Genomic DNA, 22,162 nt, shown 5'->3' with positions numbered 1-22,162 from the left:
TTGCCGGCACCGCGGGCACGGTGGCCGCCTGCTGCGTGCCGGTGCCGGTGATCGGCAGCTCGGTCCAGGCGCTGGCGGGGATCCCCGCGACGGAACTCTGCGATCCGGCCGCGTACCAGACCTTGGCCTCGGTGATCGGAACGGGCTTTCCGCCCGAGCTGTTGGTGACGGCCGAGAGCCGCAACGGTACGGCGGTGCCGCCGGGGACCGTGTTGGTCAGCTCGAGTGGCAGGTCGAGCACGGGCACCGGGGCGGCCTGCGCGCCCTGTTGCTCAGCGCTGGTGCGGAACGTCCACGCAGTGTCCTCCGCGATCCCGATCGACCAGCGGATGGCACCGAACCCGACCGGCCGCTGCCAGGTCGCCCGGGCCGTGATCGTGGCCTCGCCGTCGGGCAGGATGATCACACCACCGTCATACCTCGCCGGCTTCCCGTCGACGTTGACGGTGACGCTACGGCTGTCGGGATAGGCGCCGAGGGCGTCGTGCCCGCCGGCGTCGCCGAACCAGGGGATGCTCACCCGCAGTCGGTTGGCGTCGCGCCGGAACAGCGGTGTGCCGTTGGTCGACAGGGACATCCCGGTGGGTGCCTTGTACCAGCTCGTCGTCTCCTGGCCGGCGGTCCGGGTCCGTGGGCCGTCGAAAGCCCCGCCGGCGTTGGCGACGCCGGGCGCCACGATGCTTGTCCAGGCTACGTCGGGGTGGGCGGTGAAATAGTCGGTCCGCTCGGTGGGCGCGAGCACTCCGACGCTGCTGCCGGCCGCGTAGACCGAGCTGGACATCCCGGGGATCTTGAACTGTACGTCGGTCCAGAGCGTGCGGCTGTCACCCTGGGTGTAGTAGCCGGCCCGCTGGGCGGAGAGCTCACTGTCGTGGACCCGCTGGGTGCCGCTCGCCACCGTGCCGGTCGTGAGCCGCGCGAGGTTGTAGACGTACGGGCTCGTCTCCGGCTGCTCTCCGGACCAGCGCAGCGTCACCGGGCCGGCGTCCACCGCCGCGGCCAACCGGGCACCCTCGTCGGAGCGGACGCTGATGACGGGGATCGGCGCCCCGCTGCCTCCCGCCGGGGTCACCTTGCCGAGCAGGCGCGGGTAGTAGGCGATCATCGCGACCGCGCCCACCCGGGCGGCGTCCCGGGCGACCGTGCTGACGGGCCAGGACGGCTCCACGGCGACGAGTGCGACCTTCCCGGTCAGGTCCTGGTCGAGGAGCGCGGCACGGTCGACCGCGACGAGCGACGCGGTTCCCTGACCGTGCAGCGGCGGCGTCTGCGCCACCGACCAGTAGTCGAGCGGCCCGGCCTCGGTGGTCACCGTCGCCCGTGGCGCGTACGCGCGGGTCGTCACACCGAACGTGAACCGCTCATCACGCTTGCCCTCCGAGTCGGTGTACACGGCGTCGACGTACGACGGCGCGGTGGCGAAGCTCGACAGCCTGATGCCGCTGCCGGTCAGGTCGTAGGTGTAGCCGACGGTGTACCCGAACGGCTGGCTGGCCCGGTCGGTTTGCCAGCTCAGCGGCTGCGCGTCGCGTGCGTCCAGGGTGATCGTCGTGTCGCCGTCGATCTTGATGTTGTGCCGGGTGAAGAAGGCCACCGACGTGACGCCGCTGGCATTGGTGGGCTCGTCACGGGTCATGACGTCCGCGGCAATCGTGTAGGTGCCGAGCCGCAGCCGTGTGGTGGCAGTGCCGTCAGCGCCGAAACCGACGTGCCTCGCCCGGCCGTGGGTCGGATCAATGAGGTCCCACGTCGACGGTGAGGCCGCCGGATTGCCGAACCGGTCGATGCCCACGACTGTCACGTCTGCGGACGGCTCCTCGAGGTGGAGGCTGAACGGCACCTCGACCTGGACACCCTTCGCGGTGCCGACCAGGCGGCCGGTGACCGTGCCGTACGCAGCGTCCTTGACCGGCAGGCCGGGGTCGATCCGCAACTGGACGGAGGAGTTCTGGCCGCCGCCCACCGTCAGGTGGCTCTCGACCGGTCGGACCATCGCAGCGGGCACGGGGGTGACGCCGTCCCCACCGACGAGCTCCTCGACCTCGAGCTTGAGCGTGACGGCCGCGTTGCCGAGGTTGGTGAAGGTGACCGGTGCCTGGGTGACGGGGAGCGACTTCTGCGGGTACGAGAAGTCGCCCAGCTGCAGGTTGGGCGGCGCGACCACCTGCTGGGTGACGGCACGACCCACGTCCATCGGGCCGGCGCCCTGCTCGAGCACGTCCGCGCCGGTGTCGCCGGCCGAGGCGGTGAGCACCTCCTTGACCTCTGCCGGAGTGAGATCGGGCCGGGCGTCGAGCACGAGCGCTGCGCCTCCGGCGACGTGCGGGGTCGCCATCGAGGTGCCGGAGTAGGAGACGTACGCCAGGTCGCCCCGGCCGCCGGCGCGGGCGGCGACCACATCGACGCCCTGCGACGCGATGTCCGGCTTGGCGGCGGTGCCGCCGAAGACCGGGCCACGCGAGGTGAAGTACGCCGAGACGTTGTGCCGGTCCACCGCGCCGACCGTCAGCGCGCCGGGGGTGCACGCCGGCGTCGACACCGAGCCGGGCAGGCCGCTGTTGCCGGCCGCGATCACGAACAGAGCCCGGTCGCTGAGGGCCTCGACGGCGTCGACGTCGGGGCCTTCGCACTCGACGCCGACGGCGCCGAGCGACATCGACACCACCTTCGCGCCGTTGTCGACGGCCCACTGCATCCCCTGGATGATCCCCGAGGTGTAGCCCGCGCCGGTGTTGTCGAGCACCTTGCCGATGAGCAGGTCGGCGCCGGGCGCCATCCCGGCGTACTCGCCTTGGGACGCGGCACCGGTCCCGGCGACCGTGGAGGCGGTGTGGGTGCCGTGGCCGTTACGGTCCTCGACGCCCTCCCATCCGATGAAGCTGTGCTCGGCGACCACCCGGCCGGCCAGGTCCGGATGACCGGTGTCGTAGCCGGTGTCGAGGACGGCGACCTTGACGCCGGTGCCGTCGTAGCCGAGCCGGTGGGCGACGTCGGCACCGGTCAGCGGCACCGTCGGGCTGTCGGTGTCGCCGCTCTTGTCGGTGGAGTGGACGACGTCGTCCAGCCAGATCCGGGCAGCCGGGAGGCGCTGGACGGACGGCTTCTCGGCGGTCTCGTTCGGTGCAGCCAGCGGCGTGCCGGTCGGAGCTAGGGAGCGCCAGACGCCGGCGGCCTGGCCCTTGCGGATCCGCACCGCCGCGCCCTTGATGATGGAGAGCCGCGAGGCGACCTGCGTTCCGGCCGGTGCCTTCTTCGCAAGCTCGTCGGCCTGCTCCACGCTCCCGTAGGTGACGATCACGGGCAGGGTGTCGCTGCTCGCGTCGTCGTACCCGTCAGCGAGCAGCTTGGTGATGTTGAACAGGTCGCGGTCCACCTTGCCAGCGTCGATCTGGGCCTCGATCCCGGCCGGGAAGACGTAGGTGCCCCCGGCGTCGGTGAACGTGGTGAACAAGGCGTCCCGTCCTGATGCGTCCCGCAGGCGTACGTCGGCGAGGCGGCCGTCGGCGGTGACATGCGCCGTGACCTCGTCGCCGGTGACGAGCGTGAAGGCCCGCAGCTGGCCCGCGGGCGCCGCGGCGACGGCGGGCGGCGCGGGCTGGTCGGCGGCTCGGGCGGCCTCGGCCCCGAGCGCCGGCAGGGCGGCGACCAGAGCCAGAGCGGCAAGGGCGCTGGCCGGGCCACGGGCGCGGCGATGATCTGACATGCGGAGCTCCTGGACGAGCAGTGGGGTGGGACGTGCCCTACTCTCGCGGAACCGCCGTCTTCTCCGGCCGACTCCGGCATGGCGAGACGGCGACATGGCGAGAACTCGACACCTGGCACACGTTGGGACGACCGGCAGGAGGAATGCGCGTGCTCGACGACTTGGCGCCACTGGACGAGGCGGTATATCGCGCCGTCATCGCGTTCCCCGGCGTCGGCGTCGACCGGCTCGCCGACGAGCTCGGTTGGCCTGTCGCCGTGGTCACCGCGTCGCTGAACCGGCTGGCCGACACCGGCCTGGTCCACCCCGGGCCTGACGGGGCGGTGATCGCCTCCCCGCCCGAGCTGGTTCTCGGCCCACGGCTGGCCCGGTCCCGCGAGCAGCTGCGCCGTTCCGAGGAGCTGCTCGCTCAGTTCGCGGAGATCTACCACCGTGAGATGGCGCCCGCCCGCGGCCACGACCTCGTCGAACTCATCGAGGGCCCCGAGGCGGTCGCCCACCGGCTGCTCCAGCTGGAGTACAGCGCCCAGCACACGATCCGCGCCTTCCAGTCGGGCGCCAACCAAGCGATCCCCACCGCCGACACCTTCGAGGAGACCACGGGCCACGACCTCCCGGAGAAGCGCGGCCAGGACGAGGCCGACGCGCTGGAGCGAGTGCGCCACCACCCCGTCACCGGGGTCGTCTATCGCATCGTCGTCGACACGGCGTTCCTGCAGGAGCCGGCGGCGACCCGTGCCCTACAGAGAAGGCTCGAAGAGGGAGCCCAGGTGCGGGTCGCCGACGAGCCGCTACGCAAGATCGCGGTCGCCGACGACGCTACGGCGATGGTGCAGATCAGCGACCACGCGTCGGTGATGCTGCGCTGGCCGCTCGCTGCGCTGGCCGGTGAGCTCTTCGAGGCCGTCTGGGCCTCGGCACGCCCGTTCGTCGTCACGGGGACCGGGCTGGACCCGCTGGACAGGCAGATCCTGCAGCTCATGCTGGCGGGTCTCACGGATCGGGCGCTTGCCCACCAACTCGGCACCTCGGCCCGCACGGTCCAGCGCCGTCTCCGCGCCCTCATGGCGACGACTGGCGCCACCACCCGGATGCAGCTCGGCTGGCACGCCTATCGCCGCGGATGGGTCTGACCGCATTACCTGTTCTGGCCCCTCGTCCCGGCCCCATGGGCGTCACTGGAACAAGAAGAACCGGCAGTAATCCCGGACCCCGCGCCTTGGGCCTACTCAGCGTAGTGGTTTTTGGTGTTCAGTTCTGGTGCGTGCGGCCCGAGAAGCCCGACATGGGCAGGGGTTTGGCCACATCCGGCCAGATGGTAGCCAAGTGCTTCGATGGCTCTATACCGTGGCTCGCATGATTGCCCGACGTGACGTCCTGCGTGGTGCCGGCAGCCTGGCCGCCGCACCGTTGGACGCCCGCGTTCTCCAGGCGGAGGCGGGCGGACCCGCCTACGCAAGCAGCGGGACCGGTCGCATCGACCGCCGCGTGCGCTGGGAGGGACTCGCGCCCGCACTCTGAACTGCCGGCGCCCCGCAGCGTCGTCGGTGCAGCGCTTCGCAATTTCCGAGGGACTTGACGAGTAAGGAAACGACGGCCATCTAGGAAAAGGTTTACACGTCCAGTTGCCAACCGACTGAGGAGACTTGCACATGCCGAACCAACCGAGCCGCCGCACGTTCCTCCGCAGCATGGGCGTCGTGGGTCTCGCGGCCTACGCGCTGCAGCCCGGCAGCGCTGCGGCGTCCCCGCTCCCGCCCGGCAACCCGTGGGCCCGAGCCGAGTACATCAGCGGCAAGGTGCGCCGCCCCCACTTCCCCAACCGCTCGTACGACATCCGCCAGTTCGGCGCCGTCGGCGACGGTGTCACCAACTGCACCGAGGCGATCAAGCAGGCCATCCAGACCTGTCACGCCGCCGGTGGCGGCCACGTGGTCGTGCCGGCCGGACGGTGGCTGACCGGTCCGATCCACCTGCTCAGCAACGTCGACCTGCACGTCACCGCCGACGCGGTGGTGCTATTCAGCCAGCGCCCCGCCGACTACCTACCCGCCGTGCTGACCCGGTTCGAAGGGGTCGAACTCTACAACTACTCGCCGCTGATCTACGCGTACGAGCAGGAGAACATCGCCGTCACCGGCTCCGGTGTCCTCGATGGCCAGGCCGACATGGAGAACTGGTGGCCCTGGTGCGGCGCGGCCAAGTGGGGCTGGAAGCCGGGCACCCCGCGGCAGACCGAGGCCCGGAATGCGCTGTTCGCGCAGGCCGAGCAGGGAGTCCCCGTCGAGCAACGGGTATACGGCGACGGCGGCTACCTACGGCCGGCTTTCCTCGAGCCCTACCGCTGCCGCAACGTTCTCATCGAGGGCGTCACCATCGTCGGGTCGCCGATGTGGGAGATACATCCGGTGCTGTCGGAGAACGTGCTCGTGCAGGGCGTGACCGTCAACTGCCACGGGCCGAACAACGACGGCTGCGACCCGGAGTCCAGTCGGATGGTCGTCATCCGCGACTGCACCTTCGACACGGGCGACGACTGCATCGCGATCAAGTCGGGGCGGAACGCCGACGGCCGCCGCGTCAACATGCCCAGCGAGGACATCCTCATCGAGGGCTGCACAATGCGCGACGGTCACGGCGGCGTGACGATCGGCAGCGAGATGTCCGGCGGTGCCCGCAACGTGTTCGTCCGAAACTGCGAAATGTCCAGCCCCAACCTCAACATCGCCCTGCGGTTCAAGACCAACAGCGTCCGCGGCGGCTTCATCGAGGCCTTCCATGCCCGAGACCTGACCATCGGGCAGGTCGGCGGAGCCGTGATCGACATCAACTTCTTCTACGAGGAGGGCCCCGGCCGCGGCTTCAACCCCGTCGTCGGCGACATCAACGTCAGCAACATCACCGTGCGGGCCGCGAAACAGGCGCTGAACCTCCGCGGCTACGCGGACGACCACATCAAGGGGATAACCCTGACCGACATCGACTTCGGCGCCACCAGCAAGCCCAACGTCGTCGAGTACGTCGACGACCTCGTGGTCACCAACGTGATCCAGAACGGCGAACCGCTGGTCATCTGAGCCTTGCCAAGACCAGAGCCGAAAGGTGGCCCAGCGGTGGTCAGTCGCGGGATGCGCGTGAAGCGCACCTGTTCCCTCCGCAGCTCTGCCGTGGCCGGCCGGGGAGATCGTGGCGGTCGCCGGGCCTGTTGGGGCCGGGCGCAGCGAGTGGCCCGCGCCGACGGCATGACGGCAGGACGAACGCGCTAGCCGTCCAACATCTCGGCTGGCTCCTCGAAGTATGGACGGTTACGAGACACGCAGCACAGGAGGTCATGCGAATGAAGAGTCGAGGTAGGCGGTGGATAGTCACTCTCGTCGCCGCGTCCGCGCTGGTTGTCGCAAGCGCACCCAGCGTGGGCTGGGCAGATCCTATCGAGGATGAGGGAGACACGACCGGGCACCGTTCCACCGGGACCGTCGTTGTCGCCAAACAAAACGCATCCGGCATGGTGAAGGGCGTCGGGACCTCGACCATCACCGTCAGGAACGGTACGACCATCCAGCAGCTCAAGGCGCAGATCGCCGCCAAGGACAAGTCGGAACAACGCTACATTGTTGCAAATAAAGATCATCAGGAGAAGTGGTCGGGCGCTGTCGTAGGCGGCGATCAGCTCCAGGTCACCGCAGAGAACGGTGCGGATCGGTTTACTTATCAGCTGGCAATCTACGATCCACACGCAAAGACAAGAGACGGCGCGTACTGGAACGAGGATCTCTACAACAAGATTGACGAGACGGTCAACGCCAGCACGCCGACCTTCAAAGACAACTATTGCAACATCACCGACCCGAAGTATGCCGGCCTGGTGCGACTCGTCACCGAGACCTTCTACGTCGGCAATCAGGCCAACAACCCGGCGAACAAGACATCGCCACTGGTCGCAGATTCGCAGGATGTGTGGTATTACACCGACGCGATCAATGCTGCGATCAAGGACTGTCATGAAAGCGGTGGTGGGATCGTCGTCATCCCCGCGACGGGTTCACGGAACGCCAACGGCGCCTACTATTCCGGGGCGATAACCCTCCTGAGCAACGTCAACCTGCATATCGAGACCGATGCCGTGGTCAAGTTCATGCGGAACAAGACCAACGAGTACTACCCCGCCGTCCTGACCAGCTATGAGGGCACCGACTTCTACAACTTCTCGCCGCTGATCTATGCGCTGAACCAAACGAATATCGCGATCACGGGCGGCGGGACGCTGGACGGCCAGGAAGACATGTGGAACTGGCGACCGTGGAAGAAGGGCTACTGGGGCGAGCCGTCGGTGGAGAACAAGAGTCTCGACGCTCCGTACGGCGAAAACGGCATCCTCAACCAGATGAACTTCGAGGACGTGCCGATCACGAAGCGGATATTCACCGACGACGGGCATATGCCGAGCACGATCCCGGTGGTCGACGGGGACACGGTCAAGTACGTCCCGCCGCCGGCGGACGCGGTGGCCATGAAGTCAACCTTCCGCCCGCACTTCATCGAGACCAACCATTCTCGCAACGTCCTCATCGAGGGCGTGAAGATCAGGAACACGCCGTTCTGGATCGTCCACCCGCTCAACTCCGAGAACGTACTCATCAGAGACCTGGACATCTACAGCGACAAGACCAAGGACTTCGAGGCCACCGGCTGGAACAACGACGACGGAACCAACCCGGAGTCCTGCAAGAACGTCGTCCTGGAGAGAAACCGGGTCACGGTCAGCGATGATGGTGCCGCGATCAAGGCCGGCCGCAATGTCAACGGTAGGCTGCACCGTGCGCCAAGCGAGAACCTCATTATCCGAGACTCGGTGTACAACAACGACAACATCGGCACCTACTCTGCCGCGATTTCGACCGGCAGCGAGATGTCGGGAGGCATTCGAAACGTATTCATCGAACGTAATGAGTTTGGTGGGCCCGGGCTGGCGCTGATCTTGAAGATCAAGACGAACTCGTACCGGGGTGGAGCTGTCGAGAACATCTATCTCCGGCACAGCCTGCTGAAGATGGCAAGATCCGCGATGATCCAGCTCGACAGCAACTATTCAGAAACCGTGTCATTCGCCAAGGCCGACATCTTCAACCCGACCGTACGCAACATTTATGTCGACGACGTCAACACCGCTCCGACGATGACTCCAGGCAAGACCACGTTCCAGTTCTCCAGTGCAGCCTCGCGTTCACCGGTAGAGAATGTCTACTACCGAAACTCGGTCTTCTACACGACCAGCACACTGCAGGCCGCCTTCAGCTCGAACAAGAACATAAAGAACCTGGTCGTCGAGAACGTAACGTACATCAATCCATCCACGGGGGTCGAGACGGTGTACGACACGACGCCGCTCAGGTTGCTCGATGAGACGGCAGGTGTCACCGGTGGCGAGGCTGTGCGGCTTACGGCCGCGAGCATCGATAACCCCGATGTCATAAACTCAGTGCCAGCGAGAAGCTTCAATATCAAGGGCAAGATTGACCTGGCCGCGTACCCGGGCTTTGTCGAGGGCGGGACCGTCCGAATCTTTGTCGACCGGAGTAGCAGTGCGATCCCGGCAACGCTGAGCCCGGACGGCTCGTTTACCAGTGACACCATCACAGTTGACGATGACCAATACTGGTACCGAGACCGGCACTACATCGCCGTCAACTTCTTCAACGGCCTCAACATTAATACCGTGGTGTATCAGGTCGCGGTAGACGATTGCTCCAGCTCACCCGGTGATGGCCGGACGCCTGTCAGGCTCACCGTCCAGCCCGTAGGCGACCAGTTCGTGGCCGGTAAGCGGACGCAGGTGACCGCGACACTCACCAATGAGGGGAGTTCGGGGGTCGCGCTGGAGGATGTACGGCTGAACCTGGCGACGCCCCACGGTTGGACGGTCGTTCCCGACGCTGCGCAGCCGTTCGGCCGCGTTGCACCGGGGCAAACCGTGCGGGCGACGTGGGACGTCACCCCCGCAGTTGGGCAGGGCTCCCTTTCCGCCAAGGCACGCTACGTGGACGCGGCCGTCGGTAAGGCGGTATCCACGTGTAGCCCGAGCATCGATGCCCAGGTACCAAGCGACCTGGTCCGAGTGGTCAAGCCGGACAAGCTGAACAGCCCGCGAGCAGCCAGCGTAGGGGCCCAGTACTACGTCGACCGAGACGTCACCATCACGATGCTCCCCGACACGCTGGCCGGCGGGGTGGTCATTCCCGGCGCCAACGACGACAAGCGGCTCACCGGACCCGCCGACTACCTGGAGTTCACGCTCAAGAGGGACGCCACCGTCTACGTGGCGTTCGACGACCGTGGCAAGGACACGTGGTGGCCTGCCTGGCTCGCCGACCAGGGATTCCAGCGCACCGATCTCACCATCGACACCACCGACGCGCACTTCACCGTGTTTGCGAAACGGTTCGCCGCGGGTGAGGTAACACTCGGCCCCACCGCCGCGACCAGCAACTCCTCGTCCAGCTACTTCACCATCGTCGCGGAGTAGGGGGCAGACGGAATCAACATCAACACCATCGTCTATCAGGTGGCCGCCGAGCCAGGCGTGTCATGAAAAGAACCCCCGACCCGATCAGAGACGTTCGTTTCGTGGGCGCCACGAAGCGTTGCAATGAAAGGCGATGAACCTGGTGAACAGTAATAGACTGCTCGCCCCACTGGTGGCAGCCACCCTGCTGTCGACCAGCCTCGTCACGGCCTCGGCGTCGGCAGCTGAGCCCGCAAACCATGCGCCCAGCGCACCGACGGACCTTACGGTCGGCGATCGTTCCCGACCGCTCAACGTCGAGGGTGCTCCGCTGTTCGGCTGGCTCCCGCATGACATGGACAGTAACGAGGTGCAGTCGGCGTACCAGATCAAGGTGACGCGCGACAGCGACTCCAAGACGGTGTGGGACAGCGGGAAGGTCGGCTCATCCGATCAGGCGTACGTGCCCTACCAGGGGCCTGGGCTGGACTCCGGAGCGAGCTACACCTGGACCGTCCGGACCTGGGATCGTGGCGATCTGGCCTCGCCCTGGGCGGAGCAGGCCGGATTCGACACGGGACTCGGGGACCGCGACTGGGATGGCGCTGCCTGGATCCGACGGGCGACGAGCGGGAACGACTCGACCGACGACTACACGCTCGCGCGCAAGGAAGTCGCGACCGGGACGAGCCCTGTTGTGCGCGCCCGCGCCTATGTTGCCTCAAGCAAGCAGTACGAACTGCACCTCAACGGCCACGCGGTCGACTATGGGCAGGCCTTCTCGTACCCGGGTGAGGGCTACTATCAAGCCGCCGATATCACGCGCTACGTCACGGCCGGTCAGCCGCTCGCCATCGGGGTGATCTACCACTATTGGACGTGCACATGCCAAGGAGCCGCAGCCGGCCCTTCGGCCAATCCATCGGGAGTGCTGGTACGGGTCGTCATCGATCATGCCGATGGTAGCCAAGAGGTCGTCGTCTCGGATGGTTCATGGCGTGTGCGAAAGGCGTCGCAGTGGACCAACGCAACACTGGTATGGCGCAATAATGATGCCGGCGACCGCGTCGAGCAGATCGACGCGACCCAGGAGCCCGTGGGGTGGGACTCGCCCGGCTATGACACCAGTGCAAGCCCTTGGACCTCGCCGGTAGTTGTCGGCCAGCATCCCCTGTCCGGACCGAACAACTTCACCCACCTGCAGGGCCAGGAGCCACGCCTGAAGTTCACGGTCGTCAAGCCGGTCTCGGTGAAAACGCTCAGCGATGGTGCTGTGGTGGCGGACTTCGGGACGGTGATCCCCGCGGTCCCATTGATCCACTTCCAGTCCGGCGTAGCCGGCCGCAAGCTGACCCTGCAGACCAGCTATAACCTCACGGCCGATGGTCACGCCTCGACCGGGAGAACGGACACTCAGGGCAGCAACATGTCGCTGACGTACGTCCAGCGCGACGGCGACCAGACATTGCGGGCCTTCACCTACTGGGGATGGCGCTACTTGCAGTTCAACGCGCCGGGCCCCGGAGAATCGCTGACGGCCGATGACATCCAAGCGGTGGTCCAGCACACAGACGCCGACAAACCCGCCCAGTTCCACAGCTCTGACCAGACACTGAATGCGGTGTTTGACCTCATGCAACGGTCGGCGATCTACGGAACGCAACAGCAGTTCCTGGACACCCCGACTCGAGAGAAGGGCCAGTTCCTCGGCGACGCCGCCGACATCTCCTTCGCCACCATGGCCTCGTGGGGCGAGCGGGACGCCACGCAGAAGGCGATCCGCGAGTTCATGGCATCTCAAATCCGGTACTGGCCGGACGGCCGCCTCAACTCCGTCTACCCGAACGGTGACGGCAAGCGCGACATCCCGGACTACACCGAGATGTTCCCCGGGTGGGTCTGGCGTTACTACATGGAGAGCGGCGACAAGACCCTTCTCGCTGATGCCTATCAGACCTTGCAGAATGTAGCGGGCTACATCGATAGGTACCGCAACGAGACGACCGGCTTGATCACCAATCTGGCCGGCGGCAGCGGGCAATACCAGCACGGGATCATCGACTGGCCACCACCCATGCGGTACGGCTACGACACGTCCACGGCGGCGCGTACGGTCGTCAACGTCTGGGCGGTGGACGCCTACCGGTCGACAGCGCAGGCAGCGCAGGCACTGGGCCGACCAACCGGCGAGGTTCAGCACTACCGGCAGCTTGCGGATGACCTGGTGGCTGCGATCAATGCTCAGCTGCGGCGGCCCGATGGCATCTACATTGACGGACTATCGGCCACCGGTGCGCAGAGCACAACGGCCTCACAGCATCCGAACTCCTTCGCACTCGCGTTCGACATCGCGCCGAAGGCGGAGCGTACGAAGATCGCAGACTACGTCGCCGGGCTGGGCATGCGGCAGGGGCCGATGACCGTCTATCGCCTGCTCCAGGGCCTGTCCGCAGTCGACCGATCCGACGCCGTCATGGAGCTGCTCACCGACGCGAAGGCCGACGGCTGGGCCAACATCCTCGCGAGGGGCGGGACATTCACCTGGGAGCAGTGGAACCCGACCGCGAGCGAAAGCTACTCCCACTCGTGGGGAGCGCAGGCGATCGTCGACATTTTGGAGTCTCTGCTCGGGGTCACGGTGACCGAACCGGGCGCCGGCGCGCTCCGCGTACGACCGCCGCGGATCGGTCTCACCAGCTCGCAGGGGTCCGTCTACACTCAGCGAGGCTCCGTAGCCGTCGACTGGGGACGCCGGGGACGCGTCTTTTCGCTGGACGTCCGCGTGCCCGTCAACTCGCAGGCGGAGGTGTTCGTCCCAGCGACCGGCCCGGGGGTCGTTCACGCCCACGGGTATGCACCGGACCCCTACGGGCAGAATGTGCGCTTTGTGCGGATGGACGGCGGATATGCCGTCTACCAGGTCGGTTCCGGCCGGACAACGTTCACCAGCACCTCGCCCGGGCTGCCGACACCGGTGCGTTCCGGCATCGAGGCCGGCGATCTGACGGTCGGCGAGGCCGGCGAGGTCACCACGTGGTTTGTCAACGACGCGGCCGAAGGTCAGCCGCTTCGCGACGTCAAGCTCAGCCTCGACGCGCCGAAGGATTGGACGGTGACCGCCAGTTCCCCGTCCACCTTCCGCGAGGTGGCTGCGGGCGAGACGGTGCGGACGACCTGGTCTGTGACGCCGGCCAAACCGGGTCAGGCAACCCTCCGTGCGGGTGCGGCGTACATCGATCCAGCCGCTGGGAAGGAAATATCCGTCAGTCGGAGCGCCGAGGTCTCCGTCCAGGCATCGAGCTCGGGTGACAGCGATCTTGTCCAGGTGATCCAGCCGGACAAGCTGGCGTCACTGCGGAGTGCCGACAAGGGGACGCCCCACTACGTGGACCGGAGCGACACCATCACCGCGATTCCCGATGCGTTGACCGGTCGCGTGCTGATCCCCGGCGCGAACGACGATAAGCGGCTCACCCAGCCCGCTGACTACCTGCAGTTCACCTTGAAGCGAGACGCCACCGTCTACGTCGCATTCGATTCCCGTGGTCAGGGAACCTGGTGGCCCGGCTGGCTCGCCGATGCCGGGTTCACGCAGACCGACCTCACCATCGACACCACCGACGCCCACTTCGTGATCTTCGCGAAGCGGGCCGGCGCCGGCAGGATCACCCTCGGACCCAACTCGGCCAACACCAATACGTCGTCGTCCTACTTCACGATCATCGTCGAGTAGCGGCTACTCAACAGGAAACGACCGGTTCGATCGCCGTTTGATCATGTCGCCATCGATCCTGCCCGATTGCCCACTCGATGATCCATGGTCATCAGATCCCGATATGCGGATCTTCGACCTACAGCGAAAGGAGGACCAATGGACCCGGAAGACGTTAGCCGGCGTGCCGTGCTCCTTGGAGCGACCGCATTAGGCGCGAGTGCCGCGCTTGGGTGGCTTCCGCCGACTAGACGGGCGTCGGCAGCAAACGGCACCAGCACACCCGCTTCAGACGGACCCTATGTTCCCACAGCCCAGTCTCTCGGCCAGCATCCGGGCGCGGCGTGGTTCCGGGACGCCAAGTTCGGAATCTTCATCCACTGGGGCGTATACGCCGTTCCGGCCTGGGGTGACGCGCTCGCCTACCACCCGGCTGAGTGGTACTCATACGCGATGCACATCGGCGCGTCCGGCCTGGACACCACCTACCAACACCACCTGCACGCCTACGGCGCGGATGTCAATTATGACGACTTAATTCCACAGTTCACGGCGGCGAACTACGACCCACGGGCCTGGGTCGAACTGTTCGAGAGAGCTGGTGCGCGCTACTTCGTGCTGACCTCCAAGCATCACGACGGTTTCCAGCTCTTCCCCAACACGGCCTCCGACCGCAACTCGGTAATGATGGGGCCACACCGCGACCTGGTGGGCGAGCTGTTCCACGCGGCACGGAACAGCTCACTCAAACGGGGCCTCTACCACTCGCTGGGTGAGTTCTTCAGCCCCGCGCTCGACACGCCACCATGGAACCCCTACACGCACGAGCCTATTCCATACGTGGGATACAAGCCGATCGACGATTACGTCTCGCAGTACCTGCACGTGATGGTGAAGACGCTCATCGACAGGTACGACCCCGATCTCTTGTGGGGCGACGGTCACCACTGGCACGAGGACCTCGGCGCCGGGCCTGCCTTTAAGCCGAAGGACATGAACTGGCATAGCAACGAGCTGCTTGCCTACTACTACAACAACGCCGTGAATCGGTCACGCCCGAAGGAGGTGATGGTCAATGACCGGTTCGAGGCGAGCCATGCTGACTTCTCCATCATCGAGGGTGACGTATCAAGTTACAGCCTGCGATCGAGCAAGTGGGAGGCATGCCTTACACTCGGCCGATCGTGGGGCTACGACACCAACGAGGACCCCGCCAAGATTAAGTCGCCGAGCAGGTTGGTTCAGCTGCTCGTCGACATCGTCAGTAAGAACGGCAACCTCTTGTTGAATGTCGGGCCGAGACCGGACGGCACCATCCCCGATTGGCAGTCAGAGCGGTTGCTCGCCATCGGCAATTGGCTGCTCACCAACGGCACGGCCATCTACGACACGGCCCCGTGGACGCGTGCCGGTGACGGCAACCTGCGATACACGGTATCCGAGGGATCATTCAACATCCTGGGCCTAACCTGGCCTCAACTGTCCTTCTTGACGGTTCCCGCCGATCTTCCGATTGCCAGCGACTCACAGATCCGGCTCCTCGGTGACGAAGGGCATAAGGCACGGTTCAGGCGAACGGACGCAGGTGTTGAGATTGACCTGCCCGCGCGCAACCCCAATGGGGAGGGCTATCCCTTCGTCCTGACCGTGAAGCACGCGCGGTAAGACCGCCACCCCTTGAGATGCCGGCAGGGAGGAAGGAGTCTGCGGTGTCACGCAGAGCCAAAGATGTGACGATTAGTAGTCTCGTAGCGGGTCTTGTCATGGTGCTGACGACGATGTCGAGCGCCGTAACTAGTGCGTCCGCGAGCGCGGCCGCTGGAGAACCTGCCGGCGCAGCATCGAGTTGGCTGTTTGACTTCGGCTGTGAGAAAAGTCCGGTGACAGACGGTTATTTGCCGGTGGCAAACACCACACTCTATGACGGGTCCAGGGGATACGGACTCGATCGCGTCACGAACTGCCGCGATCGCGGTCAGCCCGATGATCTGCGCCGCGACTTTACCGTTGCGAACAGCTACGGGTTTCTCGTCGATGTACCGAATGGCGACTATCGCGTTGTGATTGTCTCGGGCGACCAGATCGCCTCCAACAAAACTGACGTATCGGTTGAAGGCTCGCCGCCCCAGACGATGTCGACAACGACTGGCTCGTTTGCTGAGCTGGGCATCTCCGTCACGGTGACCGACGGCCAGATGAACTTTACATTCAGCGGCGATGGCCGCATCAATGCGATTGGGATCGCGCACATTTCTCCGCCGACCGACCTGCAAGTCGATGTGACGCGGCTGCGGCCTAGCCCTTCGGTGTCTCTTGCATGGAAGCCCGCCGCTGGAGCCGGCAGGTACAACATCTACCGCAAGCTTGGCGGACAGAGTGAGTTTACTCGGATCGGCGCTTCATCGGACAATGCGTATACTGACAAGGCGGTTGAGCTGGGGTTCACCTACACCTATGCGATTACGGCGGTTGGTGACAGCATTATAGAGTCAGCCAAGAGCACGCCGGTTACCGTAGACGTCATCGACAGGTCAGTGGAGCCCCCATCTGCGCCAGTCGGGCTCACGCTCGAAGAGTCGATAAAGCACGATACGTTCACTTTGCAGTGGCAGCGAGTAAAGCACGCTCGCGAGTACCACGTCTATCGAGCTAACGGAGCAGAGGGCAGCTTTTCCAGGATAGACACGATGAGCTCAACCTCGTACACGCTGTATATCGCTCCCTCCACAGGGTGCTGCTACGACTTTTACTATCGGGTCGTTGCGGTGAACGACGGCGGTCTCTCCGGTCCCTCGAACGTGGTCCACGTCAGCTGGGGCGACGGTGGCTCGCGCGACCTGGTCCGCGTGGTCAAGCCGGACAAGCTGAACAGCCCGCGAGCCGCCGGGGTGGGGGCCCAGTACTTCGTCGACCGGGACTTCACCATCACCACCCTCCCGGACGCCCTGGCCGGTCAGCTGCTCATTCCCGGTGCCAACGACGACAAGCGGCTCACCGGACCCGCTGACTACCTGGAGTTCACGCTCAAGAGGGACGCCACCGTCTACGTGGCGTTCGACGACCGTGGCAAGGACACGTGGTGGCCTGGCTGGCTCGCCGACCAGGGATTCCAGCGCACCGATCTCACCATCGACACCACCGACGCGCACTTCACCGTGTTCGCGAAACGGTTCGCCGCGGGTGACGTCACGCTCGGGCCTACCGCGGCGACCAGCGCCTCTTCGTCCAGCTACTTCACCATCGTCACCGCATGATCCGGGCGGACGCGGTCCGCGCCCGCCCCCGTCCGTGACCATCCCAGCCGCACCACCTCCTACCTCGCACGCCTTGACGGAGGGAGCACACGCATGCCGTTGACAATCATCGACCATGCCCACGGCCGGCCGCCCGGGAGACCCCGCGGCGGCGGCGCCCGCAGGCGTCTGCGCGCGGTCTTCCCCGGTATCGCCGTCGGGTGCCTGGCGATCGCGTTGTTGCCGGCCGTCGAGGGCGCAACCGAGAACACGTCCTCGGCGGCGTCGCCCGCCGCCGGCATGACGTGGACCGTCCAATCCATGCCGTTCCAGCTCACCTTCCACCAGGGCGGGCGGACCGTGGCCGCCGAGGCCGGCGGGGACATCGCCGGGCCGGGTGGCAGCCTCGCGTACCAGGTCGGCGGGACGGCATCGAGCCGGGAAGGCGCCACCTACCACCAGGTCACGGACCTGATCTCGCGGTACGACGTGCCCGGTGGCACGGAGTATCTCGTCGCGACGGACGAGCCCGACCGCACCGCGACCGTGACGGTCACCCACACCCACGAGGGCGCGCGGGTCCGCTGGACGTTCACCCCCGCGACCGGCGTGACGGCCGTGTTCGAGGCCATGGCCGCGAAGGACACCGAGCACTACCTGTCCGGCAGCTCGGCGACGTCTGTCGACGTGCGGGGGCAGATCCGTGGCTGGAGCCCGGGCAAGGAGGGCAATGAAGCCGGCGACTACTGCCAGAACCAGGAGCAGACCGCCAGCCCGTTCTACCTCAGCTCGGGCGGGTACGGGTTGCTCGCCGAGACCGACGCCATCGGCCGCTTCGCGTTCCCCGGCGCGGCCCCGGTGAAGGACGGGCCCAACTGCGGGAAAACCCCGAGGACACCGTCCGGCGCCCCGACTCCCTACCCGTGCCCGGTCGCGAACACGGCCCAGCCCGACCGCGTCCAGGTGTGCGTGAAGGACGACGAGCTCACCTACGACGTGTTCGCCGGCACGCCCGCACAGGTCACCGAGCACTATTACCAGACCGTCGGCCTGCCGTCGCTGCCGCCGCCGACCCAGTTCGCCGTCATGAAGTGGCGTGACGTCAACGCGAACCAGCAGGAGGTCGTCAACGACGTGGCCGAGTTCAAGAAGCTCGGCATCCCGATCGGCACCATCTGGATCGACAACCCGTGGGAGGTCCAGCCGCCGGGGAACACTACCCGCGCCAACGGCAGCGCATGCAACGGCAGCTTCCGGTTCGATCCCACCTTCTTCCCCGACCCGAAGAAGATGATCGACACGATCCACGCCGAGGGCGTGAAGTTCGGGCTGTGGGTGTCGCCGCTCGTGAACGACAACCCCAAGGGCGGCGGCTCGTGCGCCGACCTCAACGGCGTGTGGAGGGACAACGACTGGATCATCCCCGGCACGGGCTACATCGACTTCACGATCCCGGCGGCCCGTGAGTACTACGTGCGGCAGCTCACCAAGCTGTTCAGCCTCGGCGTCGACATGACCAAGGAGGACCGGGGCGAGGAGATCCGGCTGGAAACCGGCCAGCTTGCCGGTGGCTCTGGCGCGAAGCTCTACCTGCGGTACCCCGACCTGTTTCAGTCGGCGGTGAGCGAGGCGCTGCGCAACGTCAACGGCGACGACTTCGAAACCCTCGTGCGTGCCGGGGCACCGGGCACGGCCCAGCACACGCACGGCATCTGGGGCAGCGACGCCACGCAGACCTTCGGAAGCCTGCGTACCGAACTGCATTACGGCATCGGCGAGTCGCTGACCGGGCACTTCGCGTGGGGGTCGGACACCGGCGGCATCGACCCGCAGAAGCCGGCCAACGCTACCAACAGCCCCACGCCGGCCCTGCTCACCCGCTGGGCGCAGTTCAGCGCCGTGAGCCCCGTCTTCGAGGTGGGCGGCGCGGGACTCAACGCCACCCCGTGGGTGTATGACACCGCGACCGTGAACCGGTTCCGCGACGCGGCCGTGCTGCACACCGAGCTGTTCCCGTACCTGTACGGTCTCGCCGAGCAGGCCGCCAGGACCGGCGTGCCCATCATGCGCGCGGTCGGCTACCAGTACCCGGACGACGAGCAGGCGTGGGCGCAGGGTGACCAGGAGTTAATGGTCGGCCCCGACCTGCTCGCCGCGCCCGTCACCTCCGACGCCGCCGAGGCCGACGGCGCGGCGGGGCGCCCCACCGACGTGAACGTGTACCTGCCCGCCGGGCAGTGGATCGACGTGTTCACCGGCGCGCAGGTCCAGGGCGGCCAGACCATCACCCGGTCGTCGAGCCTCGACGACTTCCCGCTGTACCTGCGGGCCGGGTCGGCGCTCGGGTTCAACCTGCGCACGCCCGACATCTGGTCCACCGGTTGGGGCGTCGACGACCTGAACCACGCCGGCCGGTCGGCGTTCCTCGTCGCGCCGTCGGACGGGACGGACAGCCACATCCGGGCGATCACCAGCGACCAGGCGCGCCTCGACGCCCGCAGCCAGGGATCGACGCTCACCCTCGACGTTGCGGACGCTCCGGCCGAGACCCAGATCGTCGTCATGGGCTCGCATGCGCCGAGCGCCGTCACCCTCGACGGGCACCCGCTCGCGCACGCGACCTCGACCGACGCCCTGCGCGGCATGACGCAGGGCTGGACCACGTCGACCGGGCCGTTCGGCGGCATCGTTCTCAAGCTCGCCCCGAGCCACGGCCGCGCCCACGTCCGGCTCGCCTGGTAACCCATCCCGACTCACCCCGGGGCCGGGCGGCGCAAACGACGCGCCCCCGGCCCCACGGCCAGCCAGCACGAGGGAGACAACATGATCAAACGTCGAGTCGTCCTGCAGGGCATCGGGGGCCTGGGAATGGCAGGCCTGCTTGCCAGGGCACCGAGCGCACACGCCGACACATCCACAGCCGCCATCGACCGTCGTGCACTGGTCGGTCGGCATGACATCGAGCGGACCGCGTCTGACCCAGACCTCCCGGTTCAGGTCGGCAACGGGCGGTTCGCCTTCGGCGCCGACATCACCGGCCTGCAGACGTTCCTGCCCTTCGCCACCATGTCGGACTGGGGCTGGCATGAGGACGCGCTGCCACCCGGCCAGACTCCGGCGGACTACGTCGGCGAGGCCTGGGACACCCACGGTCGCCCTGTCTATTACTGGACCAACGACCCTGCGCATCCGCAGCTGAACCAGTGGCTGCGGGAAAACCCGCACCGGATCAACCTCGCACGTATCGGCATGCGGCTGCTTCGCAGCGACGGCCAGGAGGCCACAGAAGCCGATCTGACCGATCGTTACCAGCGACTGGATCTGTGGTCCGGCACCCTGCACAGCAGGTTCGTTCTCGAAGGCGTGCCGGTCACCGTGGAGACCGTCTGCCATCCCGAGTCCGACGTGGTAGCGGTACGCGTCGACTCACCGCTGGTCGCCGCAAGCAGGCTCTCGGTCTTCATCGACTTCCCGTACGCCACCGCCGGGTCGAAGTTCTCCGCGCCCTTCGTCGGCGTGTGGGATCGACCCGATGCGCACGAGACGCAGCTGCGGCTCCGCGGGTCCCACCGGGCCGACATCACTCATCACCTCGACGCCACCACGTACCACGCGTCGCTGGTGTGGCAGGAACCCGCCCAGCTTGCACACGACGCGACACGACCACATCGGTACGTCCTCGACGGTCGCGGGGCACGGCGGTTGGAGGTGGCGTTCGGCTTCTCACCCGACGAGCCGCATCCGGCTCCGCCCGCACCAGCGGTGTCGGCAGTCGCCGCAGAGTGGTGGCCGCGGTTCTGGCACTCCGGCGGCGCCATCGACCTGTCGGACAGCGCCGACCCTCGGTGGATGGAGTTCGAGCGACGCATCGTGCGGAGCCAGTACACCATGGCCGTCAACGAGGCGGGAGCCTGGCCGCCGCAGGAATCCGGCCTGGTCAACAACGGCTGGTACGGCGCCTTCCACATGGAGATGTACTGGTGGCACGCCGCGCACTACGCGCTGTGGAACCGGTGGCCGTTGCTCGACCGCAGCCTGGGGGTGTACGAGCACTTCCTCGCGTCGGCCCGGGACCGGGCACGAGACCAGGGCTACCGCGGCGCGCGCTGGCCAAAGATGACGAGCCCCGAGGGACGCGAGGCACCCGGCCAGGCAAACGCGTTACTGCTCTGGCAGCAGCCGCATCCCATCTTCTTCGCCGAACTGGACTACCGGGCACACCCCAACAGCAACACCCTGGCGAAATGGCGCGAGGTGATCTTCGCCACCGCCGACTTCCTGGCGTCGTACGCGTTCTACGACTCCGCGACCCGTCGATACGTGCTCGGCCCACCGCTGGTCATCGCCAATGAGCGCCCCAACCCGCGGATGACGATCAACCCCACCTTCGAGCTGTCCTACTGCCGCTTCGCCCTACGTATCGCGCAGCAGTGGCGCAGACGCTTGGGCCTGGCTCCGGACCCGACGTACGCGGACGTACTGGCCGGCCTCGCTCCCCTGCCCGTGCAGGACGGCGTCTACGTGTTCCACGAGGGCATCCAGGACATGTGGAGCCGCTGGAACTCCAACCATCCTGACCCCGTAGCCGCCTACGGCATGCTGCCCGGGGACGGCGTGGACGTGCCCACGATGCGAGATACCGCGCAGCGGGTCTACGGAACCTGGAAGATGAACAACCTCTATGGCTGGGATTTTGCGCTGCTCGCGATGAACGCCGCCCGGCTCGGTGATCCGGACCGGGCCGTCGACTTCCTGCTCCACGAACAGTTCCGCTTCACCGACACCGGACATCCCGCCAGCGGGGTGTCCAGCGTGCCTTCACCGTACTTCCCGAGCGCGGGAGGTCTGCTCTACGCGGCCGCCATGATGACCGCTGGATGGGACGGTGCGCCGAAGGCCACCGCACCTGGCTTCCCGTCGGATGGGAGGTGGACAGTTCGCAGTGAGGGCCTCAGCCCGGCGATCTGAGCGTGATCCAACCGGACGTTCCCGCGTTGCGCGGAAATCCGGCC

The 22,162-nt window shown here is 66.6% G+C and carries 10 protein-coding genes; 9 read left to right on the top strand and 1 reads right to left on the bottom strand.

Annotated elements, in window-relative coordinates; all coding sequences use genetic code 11:
* The coding region (locus ACNAW0_RS13970) for a S8 family peptidase (protein ID WP_416288255.1) at window positions 1–3,703 on the bottom strand (3,703 nt) is incomplete at its 3' end.
* A 149-nt stretch (window positions 3,704–3,852) separates the two neighbouring features.
* On the opposite strand from ACNAW0_RS13970, the gene ACNAW0_RS13965 reads away from it, so the two are divergent.
* The 9 genes from ACNAW0_RS13965 (at window position 3,853) to ACNAW0_RS13925 (ending at window position 22,118) form a co-directional block, all read left to right on the top strand.
* Window positions 3,853–4,836, top strand: coding sequence for a winged helix-turn-helix transcriptional regulator (locus ACNAW0_RS13965; protein ID WP_416288254.1), 984 nt, complete (start codon window positions 3,853–3,855; stop codon window positions 4,834–4,836).
* A gap of 223 nt (window positions 4,837–5,059) precedes the next feature.
* Window positions 5,060–5,224 carry a hypothetical protein gene (locus tag ACNAW0_RS13960; RefSeq protein WP_416288253.1) on the top strand — a complete coding sequence of 55 codons (165 nt, stop codon included), beginning with the start codon at window positions 5,060–5,062 and terminating at the stop codon, window positions 5,222–5,224.
* A 131-nt stretch (window positions 5,225–5,355) separates the two neighbouring features.
* Window positions 5,356–6,780: a glycoside hydrolase family 28 protein gene (locus ACNAW0_RS13955; RefSeq protein WP_416288252.1), complete on the top strand. Its 1,425-nt coding sequence runs from the start codon at window positions 5,356–5,358 to the stop codon at window positions 6,778–6,780.
* Window positions 6,781–7,040: 260 nt separating this feature from the next.
* Window positions 7,041–10,226 (top strand): glycosyl hydrolase family 28 protein, encoded by a 3,186-nt coding sequence (locus ACNAW0_RS13950; protein ID WP_416288251.1) that lies wholly within the window; start codon window positions 7,041–7,043, stop codon window positions 10,224–10,226.
* A gap of 133 nt (window positions 10,227–10,359) precedes the next feature.
* Window positions 10,360–13,938, top strand: coding sequence for a family 78 glycoside hydrolase catalytic domain (locus ACNAW0_RS13945; protein ID WP_416288250.1), 3,579 nt, complete (start codon window positions 10,360–10,362; stop codon window positions 13,936–13,938).
* 138 nt (window positions 13,939–14,076) lie between these two features.
* Window positions 14,077–15,582 carry an alpha-L-fucosidase gene (locus ACNAW0_RS13940; RefSeq protein WP_416288249.1) on the top strand — a complete coding sequence of 502 codons (1,506 nt, stop codon included), beginning with the start codon at window positions 14,077–14,079 and terminating at the stop codon, window positions 15,580–15,582.
* A gap of 44 nt (window positions 15,583–15,626) precedes the next feature.
* Complete coding sequence (locus tag ACNAW0_RS13935) at window positions 15,627–17,171, top strand: fibronectin type III domain-containing protein (protein ID WP_416288248.1); 1,545 nt, start codon at window positions 15,627–15,629, stop codon at window positions 17,169–17,171.
* 93 nt (window positions 17,172–17,264) lie between these two features.
* Entirely contained in the window at window positions 17,265–19,892 is a 2,628-nt protein-coding gene (locus ACNAW0_RS13930; protein ID WP_416288247.1) for a TIM-barrel domain-containing protein, read from the top strand.
* Between the two features lie 81 nt (window positions 19,893–19,973).
* Entirely contained in the window at window positions 19,974–22,118 is a 2,145-nt protein-coding gene (locus tag ACNAW0_RS13925; protein WP_416288246.1) for a hypothetical protein, read from the top strand.
* The last annotated feature ends 44 nt before the right edge of the window (window positions 22,119–22,162 follow it).

It is taken from the genome of Micromonospora sp. SL1-18 (genome assembly GCF_047921505.1).
Classification (GTDB): Bacteria; Actinomycetota; Actinomycetes; order Mycobacteriales; family Micromonosporaceae; genus Micromonospora.
Note: the sequence above shows the minus strand (reverse complement) of the source record. Positions and strands in the feature narration are given on the sequence as shown.